We start from the raw sequence: 20,865 nt of genomic DNA on the forward strand, positions 1-20,865 counted from the left end.
CTCAAGCGATCCGCATCTGGCTCTGCGGGTCGAAGAACACCGCCTTGTCGAGATTGAAGGCGAGCCGCGACGTCTGACCCGGCGCGATGCGCGCGTCGGCCCTGAGGCGGGCGACGATCTCCTTGCCGCCGAGGCGGGTGACGGCAAAAGTGTCGGAGCCGGCCGGCTCGACCACTTCGATCAGGCAATCGCCCTCGGCGACGAACTTGGCATTGCGATCCGCGCCGTCCGGGTCGGTCAGGGCCTCCGGACGGATGCCGAAGACGACTTCCTTGCCGGCATAGGCCGACAAGGCGCCGTTGTGCGGCACGGCGAGCTTCAATGGCTCGGCGTTTGGCCGCGCCAGCGTGACCGCAACATCGGAGCCAGCCTTTTCAATGCGGGCGTTCAACAGGTTCATCGCCGGCGATCCCATGAAATCGGCGACGAACATGTTGGCGGGGTTGTTGTAGATCTCGGCCGGCGATCCGAACTGCTGCAGGACGCCGTCCCGCAAGACGGCTATCTTCGTGGCGAGCGTCATTGCCTCGATCTGGTCGTGCGTCACGTAGACGATCGTCGTCTTCATGCGGTTGTGCAGGCGTTTGATCTCGGTGCGCATGTCGACGCGGAGTTTTGCGTCGAGGTTCGAGAGCGGCTCGTCAAAGAGGAAGACCTGCGGATTGCGCACCAGCGCGCGGCCCATCGCGACGCGCTGGCGTTGGCCTCCGGAGAGCTGGCTCGGCTTGCGGTCGAGCAGGTGACCGATCTGCAGCATGTCGGCGACTTGGCGGATCGCCTTCTCGCGCTCTTCTTTCGGCACGCCGCGGATCTCCATGCCGAAGGCGATGTTCCCGGCGACCGTCATGTTCGGGTAGAGCGCGTAGGACTGGAACACCATGGCGATGTCGCGCTTCGACGGGTGCAGCCCCGAGACAGACCGACCGTTGATGGCGATGTCGCCCGAGGTGATCGGCTCCAGGCCCGCGATCGTGTTCAAGAGGGTCGACTTGCCGCAGCCGGACGGGCCGACGAGCACCAGGAATCCGCCCCGTTCGATCTCGATATTGATGTCCTTGAGAATCTCAAGCGAGCCGTAGGACTTGCGCAGGTTGCTGATTTTCAAGAATGACATGAGCTTATCCTTTCACGGCACCGGACATCAGCCCGCGGACGAAGTAGCGGCCGGACACGATGTAGACGACGAGCGTTGGCAGGGCGGCGAGGATCGCGCCTGCGAAGTGAACGTTGTATTCCTTGACCCCGGTCGACGAGCTCACGAGGTTGTTGAGCGCGACCGTCATCGGCGTCGAGAAGGGGCCCGAGAACGAGGCGCCGAACAGGAAGTCGTTCCAGATATTGGTGAACTGCCAGATGACCGAGACGACGATGATCGGCCCCGAGGACGGCAGCATGATCCGCCGGAAGATCTGGAAGAAGCCGGCGCCGTCGATCTGCGCTGCGCGCACCAGCTCGGTCGGGAAGGCCTCGTAGTAATTGCGGAAATAGAGCGTCGTGAAACCGATGCCATAGACCACGTGCACGAGGATCAGCCCCCAGATCGAACCAGCGAGGCCGAGGACTCCGAGGATACGCGCCATCGGGATCAGCACGATCTGGAACGGGATGAAGCAGGAGAGCAGCAGCATGCCGAAGAAGATATTGGCACCCGGAAAGCGCCACTTGGTCAGGACGTAGCCGTTGAGCGCGCCGACGACCGTCGAGATGGCGACCGCGGGAACCACCATCAGGATCGAGTTGATGAAGAAGGGGCGCAGCCCTGTCGGCTGAACGCCGATCTGCGCCGTCGACCAGGCTGAAAGCCAGGGTTCGACCGTCCAGCTCTGCGGCAGGTTCAGCATGCCGCCCTGGCGGATCTCGTCGAGCGGCTTCAGCGAATTCACCACCATCACGTAGAGCGGCAGCAGCGAATAGAGCGCGAAGATGATCAGCGCCGTGTAGATCAATGCCCGCGTCAGGCGGTTGTGCGAGATGACATTGTCGGGATTGGGCGCGCGCATCAGCGTTTTCCTCCCCGGATTTCGGAATAGAGGTAGGGAATGATGATCGAGAAGATCATGATCAGCATGATGATCGCCGAGGACGCGCCGATGCCCATCTGGTTGCGGGTAAAGGTGTAGGAATACATGAAGGTCGCCGGTAGCTCGGTCGCCTGCCCCGGCCCGCCGCCCGTCAGCGCGATGATCAGGTCATAGGCCTTGATCGCCAGGTGGGCGAGGACGACGAAGGCCGAGAGGAACACGGGCCGCATCAACGGAATGATGATCCGCCGATAGATGGTCGGGGTCGTCGCCCCGTCGATCTGCGCCGCCTTGATGATTTCGTTGTCGACGCCGCGCAGGCCTGCGAGGAACATCGCCATGATGAAGCCGGTCGACTGCCAGACTGCTGCAATGACGACGCAGTAGATCGCGAAGTTGCGGTCCTTGATCCAGTTGAAGGAAAAGCTTTCCCAACCCCAGAGATGCATGGTGTTCTCAAGCCCGATGCCGGGATCGAGAAACCACTTCCAGGCCGTTCCCGTGACGATGAAGGACAGCGCCATCGGGTAGAGATAAATCGGCCGAAGGAACCCTTCCGCCCGAATCTTCTGGTCGAGCAGGATGGCGAGCGCCAGGCCCAGCACCGAGCAGATGACGATATAGAGCGACGCGAAGATCGCGAGGTTGCTGACCGCCCGCCACCAGTGCGGCAAGGCCCAGAGCCTGCTGAAGTTCAACAAGCCGACGAAATTGTAGGACGGCAGCATCTTGCTGTCGGTCATCGACAGGAAGCCGGTATAGGCTATGAAGCCGTAGACAAAGATCAGGACGATAAGGAAGCTCGGGGCCAGTACCAGCTTGGGCACCAGTTCCTGCAACCGGCTGCGGCTATCCATGGTCGTTCACCACTTCTGGCGCAGGATACCCCGCCGGCATCCTGCACAGGTTTGAAGTCTCAAAACCTCTCCTTGCGTCCGCGGTGGCGCGGCGCTTCGAAGACGCTTTCATTTCCGTAACGGTGTCCGGGACGCTCGCAAGCATCCCGGACCGGGCAACCAGGCCCGTTACTTCGCGGCCTCGACCGCCGCGGCGAGTTCCTTCACCGCGTCTTCCGAGCTGAGCTCGCCGTTGAACTGGCGGGTCACGACGTCGTAAATCGCGTTCTTGACGGAGGCCGGATTGGCATGGCCATGGGCCATGGAACCGAAGAGGGTGCCATTGGCGTTTGCTTCCGCAAGATCCTTGATGCCCTTCTTGCCGCAGGCGTCGAAGTCGGTGTCCGGAACATCGGTGCGGGCCGGAACTGATCCCTTGACTACGTTGAAGGCCGACTGGAAGGTCGGGCTTTCGATGGCGGAGGCCATCTGCAGCTGGGCCGGAACCTTGTCATCCGAGACCTTGAACATCGCGAACTGGTCGGAGTTGAAGGTGACGGAGCCTTGCGTTCCCGGGAAGCGCATGCAGACGAAATCGGTACCCGGCACCTTCTTCGCCTTCAGGAATTCACCCTTGGCCCAGTCGCCCATGAACTGCAGGCCGGCCTTGTTTTCGATAACCATCGCCGAGGCGAGGTTCCAGTCGCGGCCAGAGAAGTTGTCGTCGACATAGGAGCGCAGCTTCGTCATGCGGTCGAAAGCTTCCTTCATCTTGTCGCCGCCGAGCGCTGCCGGGTCGAGGTCGATGAAGGCCTGCTTGTAGAAGTCGTTACCGAGCGAGAGCACGACGGCGTCGAAGATCGTCGCATCCTGCCAGGGTTGACCACCGTGGGCGACCGGCGTGATGCCCTGCTCCTTGAACTTGTCGAGCAGCGCGATCAGCTCATCCCAGTTCGTCGGCTCCTTGCCGCCAGCCTTGTCAAGGGCGGCCTTGTTGATCCAGACCCAGTTCGTCGAATGGACGTTGACCGGGGCAGCGATCCAGTGGCCGTCATACTTCGAGAATTGCTGCAGCGCGGACGGAACGACCTTGTCCCAGCCTTCCTTGCCAGCAATGTCGTCGAGGTTGCCGAGTGCGCCTTCCTTCGCCCAGTCGAGGATGTCGAAGCCGAGCATCTGCACCGCGGTCGGAGCGTTACCGGCGGTGACGCGGGCGCGAAGCACGGTCATGGCTTCCGTGCCGCCGCCGCCGGCGACCGGCATATCGGTCCAGCCGATGCCCTTGCCTTCCAGGTCCTTTTTCAGAACGTCGAGTGCCGCAGCCTCGCCACCGGACGTCCACCAGTGCAACACTTCCACGTTTTCTGCTGCGCGCGCGGCCGTCGCCGCCAACATCAGTGCTGCAACAGCCGTCGTCGTCATCAACTTGCGCATCGTTATCCTCCCGTTTGCAAGTTACCGAAGCGGAATCTCCTCCCGCCTTATTGGATGCCACCCGTCTTCGCCGGTCGGCAATGGGCCTGCGGCGTGCGCCGCCCGGCCAATTTAAAACGTTACAAATACCGCCAAGTCAAGCGCACGGGGTGTTTCCACCGCCGCGCCACCTAAACAGCCTGAATTTGCTGGATTATACGGCATCGCGGATATGGTGCAACGCAACAAATCCGGCTCCTTCGATCTATTTAAAACGTTTTCATCATACGATTGCCTAACGGTTCGCGTCACGTTACAAAACCGCTCTTGATCGTTCGCAGGAAGGAACCATTGGCCGCTCGCTCCAAACCCGTCAGTGCCGGCGCCGGCCCGGCAAACAGTCGCGGCAAGCCGACGCTGCGCACCATAGCGGACATTACCGGCCTTGCTGTCACGACGGTGTCGCGGGCGCTCGCCAACGCCCCGCAAATCTCGATCGAGACGCGCAACCGTGTGCGTCAGGTGGCGCTCGATATCGGTTACTCGCCGGACCGCGCCGCCCAGCGCCTGAAAACCGGTCGCACCAATGTTATTGCGATCCTGCTTGAGCCGCACGAGGAAATTCTGGGATACGGAACCTCCGTGATGGCCGGCATCGCCAAGGCGCTGCAGGGCACGGCGTATCACCTGATCGTCATGCCGAATTTTCTCAATGCGGCAAACATCGATGCGATCAACTACATCATCCGCAACAGCATGGCGGACGGCCTGATCTTCTCGCGAACGGAGCCACTCGACCCGCGGGTCATGCTGCTCTCCGAGAACGGCTTTCCTTTCGTCACGCACGGCCGCACCGAACTCGCGACCGCGCACCCCTTCGTCGACTACGACAATTTCACTTTCGCCTACGAAGCGACGCGCCGGCTGATCGCCAAGGGACGGCGCAGGCTGGCGCTGATCAGCGGACCCGCGGGCTACACATTCGCCGGCCACATCCAGCACGGCTTCATGACCGCGGTGCGCGAGGCCGGCTGCGCCTATGAAATCCTTTCCGACATCGATCTCGATTGCCCGGCGGGCGCAATCCGCGACCGCATCCGCCGGCGCTACGCCGAGAAGGACCCGCCGGACGGCTTTGCCTGCGGCGGCGAGGTCTGCGCGCTCGCGACGATCACCGGCATGACCGACTGCGGCCTGACGCTTGGGCTCGAATACGACATCGTCGCCAAGCAGACGTCGCAGTTGCTGAGCGCAATCCAGCCGCGGGTCGACACGATCTACGAGGACCTGACCGCGACCGGCGAGCATATGGGCCGCATCCTCCTGCGCCGCATCGCCGGCAGCACGAACATCAACGAACTGCAGTTGCTGCTGAACCCCGAACTTCCCTTCGAGACGCAACCGGCGAGCGTTGCAGACTGACCCCGGCGCGACAGGCCAAAGCGCACGGGCATGCGAAAATCGCCTCCCGATCCTCTCCGCGCCTGCCTTCCGCGTCCGCATGTTCAACTCCCCTCCCAATCCGCCTCAGCGCGGCATCCACCAGTTGGTGCGCTGGCCGATATGCATGTTGAGCGTCTTGGTCTCGGTATAGTCCTCGACCGCGTGCCGCCCGAGCTCCCGGCCAAGGCCCGACTGACGGTAGCCGCCGAAGGGCAGCTCCGACGCGCCATCCATGAAGGTGTTCATCCAGATCGTGCCGGCGCGCACGCGCCGTCCGATGGTGAGACACGTATCGAAATCGCGGCTCCAAACGCCGGCCGAAAGCCCGTAATCGATGGAGTTGGCGATCCGGATCGCCTCCTCCGTCGTCTCGAAGGTGAGGACGGACAGGACCGGCCCGAAAACTTCTTCGCGGGCGACCGCCATTTCCGGCCTGACGGAAGAAAGGATGGTCGGCGCCATGAACTGGCCGATACCGAGATCGAGTGCCGCACCGCCATGGGCGACGGTCGCGCCATCGCTCGAGGCCGAAGAAACATAGCCGGCAATCTTTTCGAGGTGCTGCGGCGTGATGATCGCCCCCACCTGCGTTTCGGGATCGAGCGGATCGCCGACCTTTACTTTTGCCGAGAGGCTGGCGATGCGCACCGTCACCTCATCGGCGATGTCACGATGCAGGATCAGACGCGAACCGGCATTGCAGCATTCGCCGGCGTTGAAATAGGCGCCGAAGACGGCGGCATCGATGAACTCGTCGAGATTGGCGTCGGGAAAGACGATCTGCGGGTTCTTGCCGCCGAGTTCGAGCGAGACCTTCTTCAGGGTCTGCGCCGCGTTCGCCATCGTCAGCCGGCCGACCCCGGTCGAGCCGGTGAAGGAGACCATGTCGACGTCCGGATGGCTCGTCAGCGGCGCACCGGCCTCCGGTCCCGTGCCGACGATGATGTTGACGACACCGGCTGGCACGCCCGCCGCCTCGAGAATTTCACCGAGAACGAGCGTCGAGGCGGAGGTGAGCTCCGACGGTTTCACCACCGTCGTGCAGCCGGCGGCGAGCGCAAACGGCAGCTTCTGGCTGACGATCAGGAAGGGGAAGTTCCAGGGCGTGATGATCGACACGACGCCGATCGCCTCGCGCAGCACGACGCCGAGTGTGCCGTCCCCGAGCGTATTATAGCTTTCGCCGGAAAGATCGCGGGCGAGCGCTGCGGCATAGCGCCAGATATCGGCGGCTCCCGCCAATTCGCCCTTGGCCTGGCTGATCGGCTTGCCGGACTCGATTGCATCGAGAAAGGCGAGCTCATCGGCGCGCGCGGCGATCATGTCGGCGGCGCGCAGCAGGACGAGCGAGCGCTCCGACGCGGTCATGCGCGGCCAAGGGCCGTCATCGAAGGCACGCCTTGCCGCCGCGATGGCCCGCTCCGCATCCACCTTCGTCGCCGCCTGGTAGCGGCTGACGGTCACGCCGTGACCGGGCGCCACCCGCTCGATCGTGCGGCCTTCGGCGCCGTCGACCCACTTGCCGTCGATCAGCATCCGGAATTCGCGAACCTTGTAATCGCCGAGCGCTTTGGGTTTCACCAGAACCGTCATCACCATTCTCCCTTGAAGCGCGCTTCGCGCTTTTCACTGAAGGCCGCGACGCCCTCCCTGAGATCGCCGGTCTTGGCGACAAGGATCGAGCCGAGCGCCTCGACCGCAGCCCCCTTGTCCTCGCCATTCGCCGAAGCGATCATCAGCTTTGATACTTCCAGCGCCGCCGGCCCGCGGCTTCCGATGCGGCCGGCATAGTCCCGCGCCGCGACCATCACGCTGCCCATCTCGACCACCGCATCGACCAGCCCTTCGGCCTTCGCCTCCTCCGCTGAAAACATCTCGCCGCCAAGCACCATGCGGCGCACGATCTGCGCGCCGAAGCGGGAGACCAGGCGCTGCGTGCCGGACCAGCCCGGCACCATGCCGAGGCTCGTTTCGGGAAGGCCGATCTTCACCTGGCGTTCGGCGATGCGGATGTCCGCCGCCGCTGCCAGTTCCAGCCCGCCGCCGAGCGCGTGACCGTTAAGCGCCGCGATCACCGGCATGCGGAGCGTCGCGAGCCGCTCGAAGACACGGTGGCCGAAGCGCACCCACTCATGGCCGAAAGCCGCGGCATCCATGCCGCCCCAGGCCTTGATGTCGCCGCCGGCGGAAAATGCCTTGCCCTCGCCGGTCAGGATGGCGACGCGCACATCGCGGTTCGCCTCGACCGTGTCGCAGGCGGCAGCGAGCGCCTTCAGCATATCGATGTCGAAGGCGTTGAGTTTTTCGGGCCTCGCCACGGTCATGATTGCGACCGCGCCTTCGACTTCGATCCGGATGCGTTCGTCAGCCATTCGCGCCTCCCGCAATCTTCCGGGCGGCCTTCGCCGGCAGCCTCAGACCGAGCGGCGCCTCGTGGAACAGCGCGCTATCCATCTGCTTCAGCCGGTCGGACACGATCAGCGGGAATTCCGATTGGTCGAGGATATGTTCCTGCAGGTCCGCACCGGGCGCGATTTCGGTGAGCACGATGCCCTCGGCCGTCAGCTTCATCACGCAACGCTCGGTAACATAGGTGACGTCCTGCCCCTGCTCTACCGCCCGGCGCCCGGAGAAGGTGACGTGCTCGACCGCATTGACGAGTTTCTTCAGCTTGCCTTCCCGCTCGATGACAAGCCTGCCGTCGGCGACCGAGAGTTTCGCGCCGGCATTGAACATACCGGAGAAGACGATCTTCTTCGCCCGCGCGGTGATGTCGACGAAACCGCCCGCGCCCGCCGTCACGTGCGGCCGGAAGCTGAGTTTCGACACGTTGACCGAGCCGGTGCGATCGATTTCGAGGAACGAAAGCAGCGACGCGTCGAAGCCGGCGCCTTGGAAATAGGTGAACTGATAGGGCGACGGCATGAAGGCGTCGGCATTCGACGCGCAGCCGAAGGCGAAATCGAGAAGCGGTACGCCGCCGACCGCCCCCTGCTCGATCACCCAGGTGACCGCGCCGTGCAGCCCTTCCTCCAGCAGGATCCGCGGTACATTGGCGGAAATGCCGAAGCCGAGATTGACGGCGCTGCCCGTTTCGAGCTCCTGCGCGACGCGCCGGGCGATCACCTTCTGGATGCTGAATTCGGGAACGCGGAAGCTGTCGAGCGGACGGAAAATCTCGCCGGAAATGGCGGGATCGTAGAGCGTCTGCGTCGTCTGCTTCTGGTCCGGATCGACGACCACATAGTCGACCAGCACGCCCGGGACGCGCACGTCATGGGGTTTCAGCGAGCCTTCCTTGGTGATGCGTTTGACCTGGGCAATGACGATGCCGCCATTGTTGCGGGCGGCGAGGGCCTGATCGAGCCCGCCGAGATAAGCGCCCTCATGCTCGTAGGTGAGATTGCCGCGCTCGTCCGCCGTCGTTGCCCGGATGATCGCCACCTGGGGTGCGATCGCCTTGAAATAGAGCCAGTCCTCGCCCTCGAACGCGATCTTTTTCACCACCGGCTCCGCCGCAGCGGACGCGTTCATGGCGCAGCCTTCGCGCGAAGGATCGACGAAAGTGTCGAGCCCGATCTTGGTCACGACGCCTGGCCGTTTGGCCGCCGCCTCGCGATGCATGTCGAAGAGAATGCCGGACGGAATGTTGTAGGCCGCCACCTCGTTGGCGCCGATCATCTGCCAGATCGCCGGCGGCTCGGCGCTCGACGGACCGGATGGGTAGGATCCGCCGATGATCTTTTTCAGTAAGCCCTTCTTGGCGATGTAGTCGACGCCCTTGATCCCACTCATGTCGCCGGCTGCGATCGGATGCAGCGTCGTCAGGTCGCGCGGATGGCCGGTCGTGTCGAAGCGCTCGCCGATCGCCTTCAGCATCAGGTCCGGGCAGCCGAGGCCGCTGGAGGAAGAGACTGAAACGACCGCGCCGTCCGGTATCAGGGCTGCCGCTTCCGCCGGTGAAATATGTTTGTTCATCGAATTCAAAGTCCCGTTTCGATTGCCGCCGCCGTGCCGGTCGCCGCCGCCTTCAGCACCGCAAGGCCGGTCGCCAGCGACCAAACGCCGTCTTCGCCGGTGGCGGAGGGCGCGCCCTTGCCTTCGATTGCCGCATGGAAAGCGGAAAGCGCCGTTTCGTAGAGATTGCTGTGGTCGAGCGGCAGTTCGCTCTCGCCCTCTTCGTTGCGCAGCACGACGGTACCGACCGGCCGCTGCGTCATCACGTTGCGGCCGATCAACGAACCTTCAGTGCCGTGCACTTCGAGCCCGGTCTCGGCATATTTCGTCGTGAAGGCATCGTGGAACTGGGCGATGACGCCTGAGCGGAAGCGTAAGACCCCCATGACGCCGTCCTCAAGCCCCTCCTTGCCCATGCCGGCGCTATGGCTGATCGCCACGGCTTCCAGCGGGTCGTCGTTCAGAATGAAGCGCAGCGTGTCGGCGTCGTGCACGGTGATGTCGAGGATAACGCCGCCGCCCGCTTCCGGCCTGTCGAGCCGCCAACCCTGGAGATGCGGCGGCAGATAGACGGCGTGAAAGACACGCGCGGCGATCGGCCTGCCGATCCTGCCGGCAGCGATTGCATCGCGCATTGCGCGATGGGTCGCGGCATTGCGCAAGTGATGGTTGGTGCCGAGCACGACACCGGCCTCGCACGCGGTCAGAACCATTTCGCAGGCGTCGTTGAGATTCATCGCCAGCGGCTTTTCGCAGAGCACGTGTTTTCCGGCGCGGATTGCCGCCAGCGCCTGGTCGTGATGCAGTTCGTTGGTGGTGGAGATGTAGACGGCGTCGACGTCCGGATCGCCGACGAGGTCAGCGACGCTGGTGACGGCCTTGGCGATGCCGTTTTCCGCCGCATAGGCCTGCCCGCGTTCCTCGCTCGAGCTCATAACCGAGACCGCCTCTCCGCCCGCGGCGCGGATGGCGCCGATCAGCCATTCGTGCGCGATCGTGCTCGCACCGATCAATCCCCAGCGAATCATGACGAAACCTCCTTCATTCTGCGTTCGACGGCGGCCCCACAACTCTGGCGAATGACGAGCCGCACCGGACTGACAATTGCCTCTGGTTCCGCGCGACCCGCCTTGATCTGCTTCAACAGAAGTTCCGCAGCACGCTCGCCCATGCCCTGCGGATCGACAGAGACCGTCGTGAGCGCCGGCACGGCGGTCTTCGCCTCGATGACGTCGTCGAAGCCGATCACGGCAAAATCCGCGCCCGGCTCCAGCCGCCGCGCCCGCAAGCCGTCGCAGACCCCGAAGGCGACGGCGTCGTTGAAGCAGAGCGCCGCGGTCGGCCGATCCTCCAGCATCATCGCCTGCTCGATCGCGGTCACGCCGCCAGCACGCGACGGCGCGGAGCCGACGACGAGGTCATCTCCGGCTTTAAGGCCCGCCTCGCGGAGCGCGTCGCGATAGCCGCGCACGCGCGCCTCGAAGACTGCGGTATCGGCAAAGCCGCCGAGAAAGGCTATGCGGCGGTGGCCCCGCGCGATCAGGTGGCGGACGGCCGCCAGCGCGCCGGCGCGATTGTCCGAGATCAATGATGAAACGCCCGCCCCGGCAATGTCGCGCACGACGAGCACCACGGGAATGCCGCTCTCGACAAGCGGCGCGAGATCGGCGGCTTCCGTTCCGCGTGCCGGCGAGATGATGAGCCCCGACACGCCGTGCTCGCGCATCGAGGCGATGACCTCGCGCTGGCGCTCGCTCTTCTCGCCGGTGTTGGCGAGGAACTGCACGAAGCCCGCGGACTGCACGACGGCATCGACGCCGACGGCGAGTTCCGCGAAGAAGCTGTTGGTCAGATCGTTGACGACGATGCCGATGATCTTCGATTTCGCCTGGCGCAGGTTGGCGGCGCTGCGATTGTAGACATAGCCGAGCTCGCGGATCACTGCGTTCACCTTGGCCCGCGTCGCCTCGTTGACGAGAGGGCTACCCTGCAGGACGAGCGACACGGTCGACTTCGACACGCCGGCGGCGCGCGCAATGTCGATAACCGTGACCCGCTCCTTTGCCATCGATACCCTCCCGACCGGCGCTCATCTCTTTCCTACTTAATAATTGGAACGTTCCAATCTCGTCAAGAGGCTTCCGTTCACTTTTTTGGCGACCCGCACTCGGCTCTGGAGAACCAGACAGGCCGACAAGAATCGAAAATATGGCCGATACTTTCGTGACTTAAGTCACAAACCAGCCCTCCCGGGCAAAGAGCGGTGGCCCTTGGGGCGTGACCTAAACCAAATCCCAACCAGACACGATGGACAATTTCCACCTTGATATTTGGAACGTTCTAAATTATTCCATGGCGCAAACCTGAGGAGGATTCACGCTCATGACCAGCCTGCTCCTGCCGCGCCAAGACGGCTCGCTCGAACACTACCGGCTCCAGGGAACGCCAATTGCCCGGCCCGCAAAGGTCCCGACCTTCAACCGCATCGCCTATGCGGCCGCGCATGTCGTTTCCGATCCGTTCCGCGACAGCGATCCGTGGGGAAAGCCGGCAATCGACTGGGAAGCGACGATGGCCTTTCGCCATCACCTCTGGAGCCTCGGCTTCCGCATCGCCGAGGCGATGGACACTGCCCAGCGCGGCATGGGGCTCGCCTGGCCGGACGCGCAGGAGCTGATCCGCCGTTCGCTTGCCGAAGCGAAGAGCGTTCCGGGCGCCGATCTTGCCTGCGGCGCCGGCACCGATCATCTGTCTCCCGACGCGGCGCGCTCGATCGAGGACGTCATCGCCGCCTATGAGGAGCAGATCGGCTTCGTCGAGGCCGAGGGTGGCCGGGCGATCATGATGGCGAGCCGCGCTCTGGCCCGCGTTGCACGATCGGCCGACGACTACCGCCGTGTCTACGGCCATATCCTGCGCCAGGCCAAGGACAAGGTCGTGCTGCACTGGCTCGGCGACATGTTCGACCCGCAACTAATGGGATACTGGGGATCGGAGAATTTCGAGGAAGCGCTGGAAACGGTGCTGTCGATCATCTCCGAGAACAGCGCCAAGGTGGAAGGCATCAAGATTTCGTTGCTCGACAACACCAAGGAAGTGGCGCTGCGCAACGGCCTTCCGGAGGGCGTGCTCTGCTTCACCGGCGACGATTTCAACTATGCGGAACTGATCGAAGGGGACGGCGAAAAATACAGCCACGCGCTGCTCGGCATCTTCGACGCCGTGGCCCCCTCGGCTTCGAAGGCGCTTGCCGCCTTGGCGGATGGCGATGCCGCCACCTTCCGCGGCGTGATCGAGCCGACGGTGCCCCTGTCGCGCAAGATCTTCGAGGCGCCGACGCAATACTACAAGGCCGGCGTCGTCTTCCTCGCCTGGCTGAACGGCCACCAGCGCCATTTCACCCTGCCGGCCGGCCTGCAATCCGCCCGCGGGCTCCAGCACTATGCCGATATCTTCCGCCTCGCCGACGGTGCCAATGTGCTCGACAAGCCGGAGCTCGCGGCGGCGCGGATGCGGAATTTTCTCGCTGTGCTCGGCGTCGAACAGATAGACTAAGTGGCGGGCGAGGGCGGCGCTACAGCCGCCAGCCCCTTCTTTGCCAGCATCGCATCCGGATTCGGCAGCTTGCCGCGGAAAGCCTTGTAGGCATCCTCCGGATCTATCGAGCCGCCGACCGAATAGATGTTGTCCTTGAGCTTCTGCGCCGTCCGCGGATCGAACGGGTTGCCGGTCTCCTCGAAGGCGGCGAAGGCGTCGGCGTCGAGCACCTCCGACCACATGTAGGAATAGTAGCCGGCCGAATAGCCGTCGCCGGAAAAGACGTGCAGGAAATGCGGGCTGCGGTGGCGCATGACGATCGATTTCGGCATGCCGATCTTTACGAGCGTCGCCGCTTCCAGCGCCATCGGCTCGGCGATGCTTTCCGCCGTGTGGTAGGCCATGTCGACCAGCGCCGAGGAGGTGAATTCGACCGTGGCGAAGCCGGAATTGAAGGTTCTCGCCGCAAGCACCTTGTCGAGCAGGGCCTGGGGCATCGGCTCGCCGGTCTGATAATGCACCGCGTAGGTACGCAGAATGTCCGGCACCGTCAGCCAATGCTCGTAGAGCTGCGACGGCAGCTCTACAAAATCGCGCGAAACGCCGGTGCCGGATACGGACGGGTAGGTGACGTTGGAGAGCATGCCGTGGAGGGCATGGCCGAATTCGTGGAAAAGCGTGCGCGCGTCGTCGATCGAGAGCAGCGCCGGCTTGCCGTCGGCGGGCTTCGCGAAATTGCAGACATTGTAGACGATCGGGATTTCACCGACGTCACCATTCTTCAGTTTCAGCCTGTGCTGCGACTGGAATGAACTCATCCAGGCGCCGGAGCGCTTGGAGGAGCGGGCGAAATAATCGCCGAGGAACAGCGCGGCCAGCCTGCCGGCGGCGTCGCGGATCTCGAAGACGCGGACATCGGGATGATAGGCGGGAACGCCCTTCTTCTCCGTGGCCGTTACACCGAAGAGGCGGTTGGCGACATCGAAGCAGGCATCGATGATCTTCTCGAGCTGGAGATAAGGCTTCAGCTCGCTTTCCGAGAAGCTGAATTTTTCGGCGCGCAGTTTTTCCGCGTAGTGGCGCCAATCCCACGGCATGACCTCGTGATTGCGGCCTTCGGCGGCGATCAGCTTGGCGAGATCCACCTCTTCCTCGCGGGCGCGCACCGCCGCCTTCTCCCAGACCTGCATCAGCAGGCCGTTCACGGCATCCGATGTCTTCGCCATGGTGTCGTCGAGCTTCAGCGCCGCGAAATTCTCGTAGCCGAGCAGCCTTGCCTTCTCGGCCCGGAGCGCCAGCGTCTCGGCGATAATGCCGCGATTGTCGGTCTCGCCGCCGTTTTCACCGCGGGCCGTCCACGCCCTGAACGCCTGTTCGCGAAGCTCGCGATTGTCCGAGAAGGTCAGGAACGGCTCGATGATCGAGCGTGAGAGCGTGACCGCGTATTTGCCGCCTTCGCCTCGGTCGCGGGCCGCCGCCGCCATGGCATCCTTGAGGAACTCCGGCAGGCCGGCGAGTTCCTCGTCGCTCGTCAGAAACAACGCCCAGTTCTTCTCGTCGGCAAGCACGTTCTGGCCGAACTTGGCGCCAAGGCCGGCAAGCTTCTCGTTGATGGCGGCGAGACGCTCCTGCTCGGGCTTTTCGAGCTTGGCGCCGGATTTGACGAAGCCCTTCCAATGCCGCTCGAGGACGCGTGTCGCCTCGAGGTCGAGGCCGAGCTCTTCGCGCTTCTCCCACAACCTGTCGATGCGGCTGAACAGGGCCGGGTTCATGCCGATCTTCGAATAGTGCCGCGACATCTTCGGCGCGATCTCGCGTTCGAGCGCCTGGATCACGTCGTTGGTATGGGCGCCGGCCTTGTTCCAAAAAAGCGCCGAGACGCGCGAAAGCTCATCTCCGGCGATTTCAAGGGCGACGACGGTGTTCTCGAAGGTCGGCGGTTCCGGATTGTGGGCGATCGCGTCGATCTCCGCTTCGTGCGCCGCGAGCGCCGCATCGAAGGCGGGAGCAAAATCCTCGTCCTTAACCGCATCGAAGCGCGGCAGGCCTTTGTGTCCGGTCCAGTTCACCAGGGCAGGGTTGAGCGAAGCGCTTGCAGTCATCGGGATTCCTTTCGCATGCGGAACCGGCAGACGCAGGAGAGCGTCGGCGTGCCGGCGGAGACGTTTGAAGTGGTTGGCAATCTGACCAACGTCAAGGCTTGCGCACGCCGAAAAGACCGGGCGCCGCATGCCAGACCGCCTGCGCGGCGAAGCCGATGAACAGAAGACCCGAGAGCCGGACGATGGCCAGCTCATGGCGGCGATAGAAACGGCGGACGACGGACGCGCCGATGATCGCGATCAAGATCAGGTCGGCGACGAGGAAACCGATGAGCGACACGGCGAGCAGCATCGGCAGGGCGTTGAACTCGAGCGCATTGGCGGAACCGGCAAGCAGCGCCGTGAATGTCGCCAGCGCCACCGGATAGCCCTTGGGATTGGTGAGTCCGAAAATCAGGCCGCGGCGCAGCGGTCGCTCCACCGTCAGCAATGCGCGGTTCTCGCCCTTCGGCCGGGCGCGAAGCGCCGTCCAGCCGATCCACGCTAGGTAGGCGCCGCACAAAAGGCCGAGCACGTCGAAGATTGCCGTGCCGACCGATCGCGCACCGACGATCGCAACAAGCGCCAGCGTCGACCAGACGATGTCGCCGGCGAGATGCCCGCCCATGAAGAGCGCGCCGGCCTTCCGGCCCTGGCCGGCACCGATGCCAAGCAGCGCCAGGAAGGCGGGGCCGGGGATCAGCGTATAGGAAAGCGCCGCGAGAAAGGCACCGACAAGAAGCGTCTCGGACATCTCGAATCCCCGGTTTCAATGGCGCCATTCGAACGTCCGGCAGTCGTTCCGTCAAGCGGAAACGGGTTGAGAAGCAGGAAGGCGATACCGCATTTGTGGCAACGTCAGCGGCCACGTGAATGGTTGCGGAAGGTGAGGGCGTCGATCGTGGCGCGGATCAGGTCCGCAACGGCCCGAGCGAAATTGCGCATGGGTCTTTCCTTCGCCTTTGCGCGAACAAGATTTGGTTACCGCTCGACAATCCTCTCACGGGCGGGCGAACACGCCTGTTTCGCGGGGAACCAACGGAGCGGACGCACAAATCTTTCGTTACAAAGATTTCCCTCGATACGAAGTTGCGCTAAGAACCCGCCCGAGCTTTTTCCCCTCGAGAAGGATTTCCTATGACTGTGCGCAATCTCTTCCTTCTGCCCGGCGACGGCATCGGTCCGGAAGCCATGGCGGAAGTCCGCAAAATCATCGCCTACATGAATGCCGAGCTTAATGCCGGCTTCGTGACGGACGAGGGCCTTGTGGGTGGCTCCGCCTATGACGCCCATGGCGCGGCGATTTCGGAAGGGGACATGGCGAAGGCGCTTGCCGCCGATGCCGTGCTCTTCGGCGCCGTCGGCGGACCGAAGTGGGATGCGGTGCCTTATGAGGTGCGGCCGGAAGCCGGGCTCCTGCGCCTGCGCAAGGATCTGGAGCTCTTCGCCAATCTGAGGCCCGCCATCTGCTATCCGGCGCTTGCCAATGCCTCCTCTTTGAAGCCGGAACTGGTCGAAGGCCTCGATATCCTGATCGTCCGCGAACTGACGGGCGGCGTCTATTTCGGCGAGCCCAAGGAGATCATCGACCTCGGCAACGGGCAGAAGCGCGGCATCGACACCCAGGTCTACGACACCTACGAAATCGAGCGCATCGCCGGCGTCGCCTTCGAACTGGCGCGCACGCGCAAGAACCGCGTCTGCTCGATGGAAAAGCGCAACGTGATGAAGTCGGGCGTGCTCTGGAACCAGGTCGTGACCGAAACGCACAAGGCGAAATTTGCCGACGTGCAGCTGGAACACATGCTGGCGGACGCCGGCGGCATGCAGCTCGTACGCCAGCCGAAGCAGTTCGACGTGATCGTCACCGACAACCTGTTCGGAGACATGCTGTCCGACGTCGCCGCCATGCTCACCGGTTCGCTCGGCATGCTGCCCTCCGCCTCGCTCGGTGCGCCGGATCCCAAGACGGGTAAGCGCAAGGCGCTCTACGAGCCCGTGCACGGCTCGGCACCGGACATTGCCGGCAAGGGCATCGCCAACCCGATCGCCATGATCGCCTCCTTCGCCATGTGCCTGCGCTATTCCTTCAACCTCGTGAAGGAAGCCGACAACCTGGAAAAGGCGATTGCCAACGTGCTCGACAAGGGCATCCGCACCGGCGACATCATGGCCGAGGGCGCTCGCCAGGTCGGGACCGCCGAGATGGGCGAGGCGATCCTCGCCGAGTTCAAGGCGCTTTCGGCCTGATCCGGCCACAATCCCGCCGAACCGCGGCGCCGCGCGCTTAATTGGAAGCACTTATGCAGGAACACCTCCGGAGCATTCCGGGGGTGTTTTTCTTTGCTGACGTCTTGATTTCGTCCCGCTCGCTTTCACATGCAGGAAAATGCGAAGGAAAAGGCAGATATGAATCAGGCGCTTGCTTCCACCGGCTGGATCCTGCTGACGACGCTAATTCTCGTGCCGGCGCTGGTCCCCCTCGATCCGCAAGTATCGCAGTGGGCGCAGGGCCTACCGGACGAGATCGTCGATTTCAACCGGACGATCACCGATATCGGCAGCGCCGCCTGGATGATCTACGTCTCGGCCTTCCTGCTGCTCATCGCCTACATCGCCCGACGCGCCTCGCGCCAAGATGCAGTTCGGCACAAGGCTCGAACCGCGCGCAACCTTTCCGCCTATTTCCTGCTGACGGTCGGAACCGCGAGCACGCTGGTGCATGGGCTCAAATTCCTCATCGGCCGGGCGCGGCCGGAACTCTTCGCCGACTACGGCGCCTACAGCCTCACACCCTTCACGGGTGACAGGTTATTCGAAAGCTTCCCCTCCGGCCATTCGACCGCCGCTGGCGCGTTCTTCGGCGCCTTCGCGATGCTGGTGCCGCAGCTAAGGCCGCTATTCCTGGTAATGGCGCTGGTGCTCGGCTTTTCGCGGGTGATCGTCGGCGCCCATTATCCGAGCGATGTCGCCGCCGGCCTGCTGCTCGGCCTCTGGGTCGCGATTGTGGTCGCCTTCGTTTTTGCCCGGCAAGGCTGGCTCTTCCGGCTGGACGCGGGTGGCTGGCCGGCGCCGAAAAGAGCGCGTCCCCGGCAAATGGAAAAATAAAAAAAACCGGCGCAGCGAGCCGCGCCGGAGTTCAGGAGAGTTAGCCGGCGGGATGAGGACGGGTCTCCGCCCGCATCCCGCCTCGTGATTTTGGATCGCCGCTCAATCCATTGCGTGGATATCGCGGTCCTTGGTTTCCGGCAGGAACAGCATGCCGATGACCAGGGTGATGCCTGCGAAGACGATCGGGTACCAGAGGCCGTAATAGATGTCGCCCCGGGCTGCGCTCATCGCGAAGGCCGTTGCCGGCAGCAGGCCACCGAACCAGCCGTTGCCGATGTGGTAGGGCAATGACATGCCGGTGTAGCGGATACGGGTCGGGAAGAGTTCGACCAGCAGGGCTGCGATCGGGCCGTAAACCATCGTCACATAGATGACGAGGACGGTCAGCACGGCGATGATCGTCGTCCAGTCGACGCGGGCCGGATCGGCCACCATCGTGAAGGCGCCGCCCTTGTCGATCGAGTAGACCGCCATTTCGGTGGCGCCGCCGACTTCTTCCTTGGTCAGCAGCTTGTCGGCAATCAGCTTGTCGGCTGGTACCATGGTCTTTTCACCGGCGCGGACAGCAGCCGCGTCGAGCGCCAGTTCCGGATTGGCCGCAACGAAGGCGTCGAGCTTGGCTTCCGGCACCTTGGCGACGCCGCGCACGAGCGGGTAACCGGAGGCCTGCAGCGCCATGTTGACCTTCTTGCTGAAGGCAGCGTCCTCGGCCTTCGCCTTGTCGCCGGCGGCAACCGCATCGTAGCTGGTGATCGTCGTTTCGCCGATCTTGACGGTCGCCGGTGTTCCCGCCGCCGCAGTGCTCACGACGTCATAGGGAACGGAGTTCTTGGTCAAGAATGCAGTCGCGATGTCGCACGAGCTCGTGAACTTCTGCACGCCCGTCGGGTTGAACTGGAAATTGCAGCCCCCGGGGGCCGCGGTAACCGTGGCGCGGACGTTCTCCTGCGCTTCGGCAAGTGCCGGGTTTCCGGCCCAGGTCAGCGCCTTGAACAGCGGGAAGTAGGTGAGCATGGCAAGCAGCAGGCCCGCCATGATGATCGGCTTGCGGCCGATCTTGTCCGACAGCCAGCCAAAGACGACGAAGAAGCCAGTGCCGAGAAGCAGCGAGGCGGCCACCATCAGGTTGGCCGACTGGCCATCCACCTTCAAAACACCTGTGAGGAAGAAGAGCGCGTAGAACTGGCCCGAGTACCAGACGACCGCCTGGCCGACCACCGCACCGAAGAGTGCCAGAAGTGCAATCTTGGCATTCTTCCACTGGCCGAAGGCTTCCGTCAGGGGCGCTTTCGAGCCCTTGCCCTCTTCCTTCATCTTCTTGAAGGCGGGCGATTCGTTCATCCTCAGGCGGATCCAGACGGAGACGCCGAGAAGCACGCAGGAAAGCAGGAACGGCACGCGCCAGCCCCACGCGGCGAAGGCTTCCTTGCCGACCGCGAACTGCACGAGCAGGATCACGACCAGCGACAGGAAGAGGCCGAGCGTCGCCGTCGTCTGAATCCACGAGGTGAAGTAGCCGCGGCGCCCATGCGGCGCGTGTTCGGCAACGTAGGTCGCCGCACCGCCATATTCGCCGCCGAGCGCCAGACCCTGCAGCAGGCGCAGACCGATCAAGATGATCGGCGCGCTGATGCCGATGGAGGCCGAACCGGGCAGGACACCGACCAGGAAGGTCGACAGGCCCATGATCAGAATGGTGACAAGGAACGTATATTTGCGGCCGACGAGATCGCCGAGACGGCCGAAAACAAGCGCGCCGAACGGGCGCACCAGGAAGCCGGCCGCGAAGGCGAGCAACGCGAAGATGGACTGCGTTGTGGTCGGATATTGGCTGAAGAAGGTCGCGCCGATGTAGATAGCAAGCGAACCGTAAAGATAGAAATCGTACCATTCGAAGACGGTACCGAGCGACGAAGCAAGGATAACTTTCCTTTCCTCGCCGGTCATGGGACGGGCTTTTACGCCGTCCACTGTTGCGACATTTGCCATTTTGATGATCCTCCACTCCAAAATCGGCATATTGGAGCGCCCATTCCCCGATCCGACGTTCCTCCCTGAACATCCGGACGTGGTGCGCCTTTTATGAAGATGTCAGAAAAGTGGCGCGCGAGGCAGCGATGCTTTGGGCTTATGACTTTGGTCTAATGCGGCGATCGGGCGCGCCGCCGAAACGGGATCACGCAAAAGTGTGGCGCGGCTTTTGCTCTTTCCGGCATTCATGCCCGCGAAGCGCTCGCGGCAAACGCCGGCGACGGTTTGACTGGCTTGACTCTTGCTGAAAACCGCGTATGAGCAGCGGCGAACGAGGAAACCGCCATGCGACCGAACGGTCCGTCCATCGCTGCGCTGATCTTGCCGGCCGCTGTCGCCGGGCAAGTTCGCCATTTCTCGCTCGCTAGCAAAACAACGGCCAAAACGACGACGAAAACCGTCTGACGTCTCTGGCCCTCCGCTCTCTCCCCGGTA

The 20,865-nt window shown here is 63.5% G+C and carries 17 protein-coding genes; 4 read left to right on the forward strand and 13 right to left on the reverse strand.

Going from position 1 to position 20,865, the window contains the following annotated elements; genetic code table 11:
• Nucleotide 1 precedes the first annotated feature (1 nt).
• The 4 genes from QN222_RS15860 to QN222_RS15875 form a co-directional block, all read right to left on the reverse strand.
• A complete protein-coding gene (locus QN222_RS15860; RefSeq protein ID WP_283960880.1) occupies nt 2–1,114 on the reverse strand; it encodes an ABC transporter ATP-binding protein in 1,113 nt (370 codons plus the stop codon).
• A gap of 4 nt (nt 1,115–1,118) precedes the next feature.
• Entirely contained in the window at nt 1,119–2,000 is an 882-nt protein-coding gene (locus QN222_RS15865; RefSeq protein ID WP_283960879.1) for a carbohydrate ABC transporter permease, read from the reverse strand.
• Nucleotides 2,000–2,878: a sugar ABC transporter permease gene (locus QN222_RS15870; protein ID WP_283960878.1), complete on the reverse strand. Its 879-nt coding sequence runs from the start codon at nt 2,876–2,878 to the stop codon at nt 2,000–2,002. The genes QN222_RS15865 and QN222_RS15870 overlap by 1 nt, the downstream gene beginning before the upstream one ends.
• A 168-nt stretch (nt 2,879–3,046) precedes the next feature.
• Nucleotides 3,047–4,279 carry an ABC transporter substrate-binding protein gene (locus tag QN222_RS15875; protein WP_283960950.1) on the reverse strand — a complete coding sequence of 411 codons (1,233 nt, stop codon included), beginning with the start codon at nt 4,277–4,279 and terminating at the stop codon, nt 3,047–3,049.
• A 342-nt stretch (nt 4,280–4,621) separates the two neighbouring features.
• Between QN222_RS15875 and QN222_RS15880 the strand changes: the two genes are divergently transcribed.
• Nucleotides 4,622–5,692 carry a LacI family transcriptional regulator gene (locus QN222_RS15880; RefSeq protein ID WP_283960877.1) on the forward strand — a complete coding sequence of 357 codons (1,071 nt, stop codon included), beginning with the start codon at nt 4,622–4,624 and terminating at the stop codon, nt 5,690–5,692.
• Between the two features lie 105 nt (nt 5,693–5,797).
• Here QN222_RS15880 and QN222_RS15885 read toward each other — a convergent pair whose 3' ends face one another.
• The 5 genes from QN222_RS15885 to QN222_RS15905 are packed head-to-tail and all read right to left on the reverse strand — an operon-like array spanning nt 5,798 to nt 11,738.
• Complete coding sequence (locus QN222_RS15885; RefSeq protein WP_283960876.1) at nt 5,798–7,306, reverse strand: aldehyde dehydrogenase family protein; 1,509 nt, start codon at nt 7,304–7,306, stop codon at nt 5,798–5,800.
• Nucleotides 7,306–8,085, reverse strand: a complete 780-nt coding sequence (locus QN222_RS15890) for an enoyl-CoA hydratase/isomerase family protein (RefSeq protein ID WP_283960875.1) — start codon at nt 8,083–8,085, stop codon at nt 7,306–7,308. The genes QN222_RS15885 and QN222_RS15890 overlap by 1 nt, the downstream gene beginning before the upstream one ends.
• A complete protein-coding gene (locus QN222_RS15895; RefSeq protein WP_283960874.1) occupies nt 8,078–9,691 on the reverse strand; it encodes an acyl CoA:acetate/3-ketoacid CoA transferase in 1,614 nt (537 codons plus the stop codon). The genes QN222_RS15890 and QN222_RS15895 overlap by 8 nt, the downstream gene beginning before the upstream one ends.
• 5 nt (nt 9,692–9,696) lie before the next feature.
• The gene (locus QN222_RS15900) at nt 9,697–10,698 is read right to left on the reverse strand and encodes a Gfo/Idh/MocA family oxidoreductase (RefSeq protein ID WP_283960873.1); all 1,002 of its coding nucleotides are present in this window, start codon (nt 10,696–10,698) and stop codon (nt 9,697–9,699) included.
• The gene (locus QN222_RS15905) at nt 10,695–11,738 is read right to left on the reverse strand and encodes a LacI family DNA-binding transcriptional regulator (protein WP_283960872.1); all 1,044 of its coding nucleotides are present in this window, start codon (nt 11,736–11,738) and stop codon (nt 10,695–10,697) included. Before QN222_RS15905 ends, QN222_RS15900 begins: the two co-directional genes overlap by 4 nt.
• Before the next feature lie 314 nt (nt 11,739–12,052).
• Between QN222_RS15905 and QN222_RS15910 the strand changes: the two genes are divergently transcribed.
• Nucleotides 12,053–13,225, forward strand: a complete 1,173-nt coding sequence (locus QN222_RS15910) for a dihydrodipicolinate synthase family protein (RefSeq protein WP_283960871.1) — start codon at nt 12,053–12,055, stop codon at nt 13,223–13,225.
• On the opposite strand, the gene QN222_RS15915 is transcribed toward QN222_RS15910, so the two are convergent.
• Nucleotides 13,222–15,309, reverse strand: a complete 2,088-nt coding sequence (locus QN222_RS15915) for a M3 family metallopeptidase (protein ID WP_283960870.1) — start codon at nt 15,307–15,309, stop codon at nt 13,222–13,224. The two genes, QN222_RS15910 and QN222_RS15915, sit on opposite strands and share 4 nt — an antisense overlap.
• A 91-nt stretch (nt 15,310–15,400) precedes the next feature.
• A complete protein-coding gene (locus tag QN222_RS15920) occupies nt 15,401–16,042 on the reverse strand; it encodes a LysE family translocator (RefSeq protein WP_283960869.1) in 642 nt (213 codons plus the stop codon).
• Nucleotides 16,043–16,425: 383 nt separating this feature from the next.
• On the opposite strand from QN222_RS15920, the gene leuB reads away from it, so the two are divergent.
• Nucleotides 16,426–17,538, forward strand: a complete 1,113-nt coding sequence (gene leuB, locus QN222_RS15925) for a 3-isopropylmalate dehydrogenase (RefSeq protein WP_283960868.1) — start codon at nt 16,426–16,428, stop codon at nt 17,536–17,538.
• A 159-nt stretch (nt 17,539–17,697) separates the two neighbouring features.
• On the forward strand, nt 17,698–18,396 hold the full coding sequence (locus QN222_RS15930; protein WP_284005497.1) for a phosphatase PAP2 family protein: 699 nt from the start codon (nt 17,698–17,700) through the stop codon (nt 18,394–18,396).
• Nucleotides 18,397–18,498: 102 nt separating this feature from the next.
• Here QN222_RS15930 and QN222_RS15935 read toward each other — a convergent pair whose 3' ends face one another.
• Together QN222_RS15935 and QN222_RS15940 are read right to left on the reverse strand one after the other, a co-directional pair.
• Nucleotides 18,499–20,388: an MFS transporter gene (locus tag QN222_RS15935; protein WP_284005498.1), complete on the reverse strand. Its 1,890-nt coding sequence runs from the start codon at nt 20,386–20,388 to the stop codon at nt 18,499–18,501.
• 102 nt (nt 20,389–20,490) lie between these two features.
• A complete protein-coding gene (locus tag QN222_RS15940; protein WP_283960579.1) occupies nt 20,491–20,784 on the reverse strand; it encodes a hypothetical protein in 294 nt (97 codons plus the stop codon).
• Nucleotides 20,785–20,865 lie beyond the last annotated feature (81 nt).

Origin of the sequence: Sinorhizobium sp. 6-70 (genome assembly GCF_030124375.1) — a bacterium.
GTDB lineage: Bacteria > Pseudomonadota > Alphaproteobacteria > Rhizobiales > Rhizobiaceae > Sinorhizobium.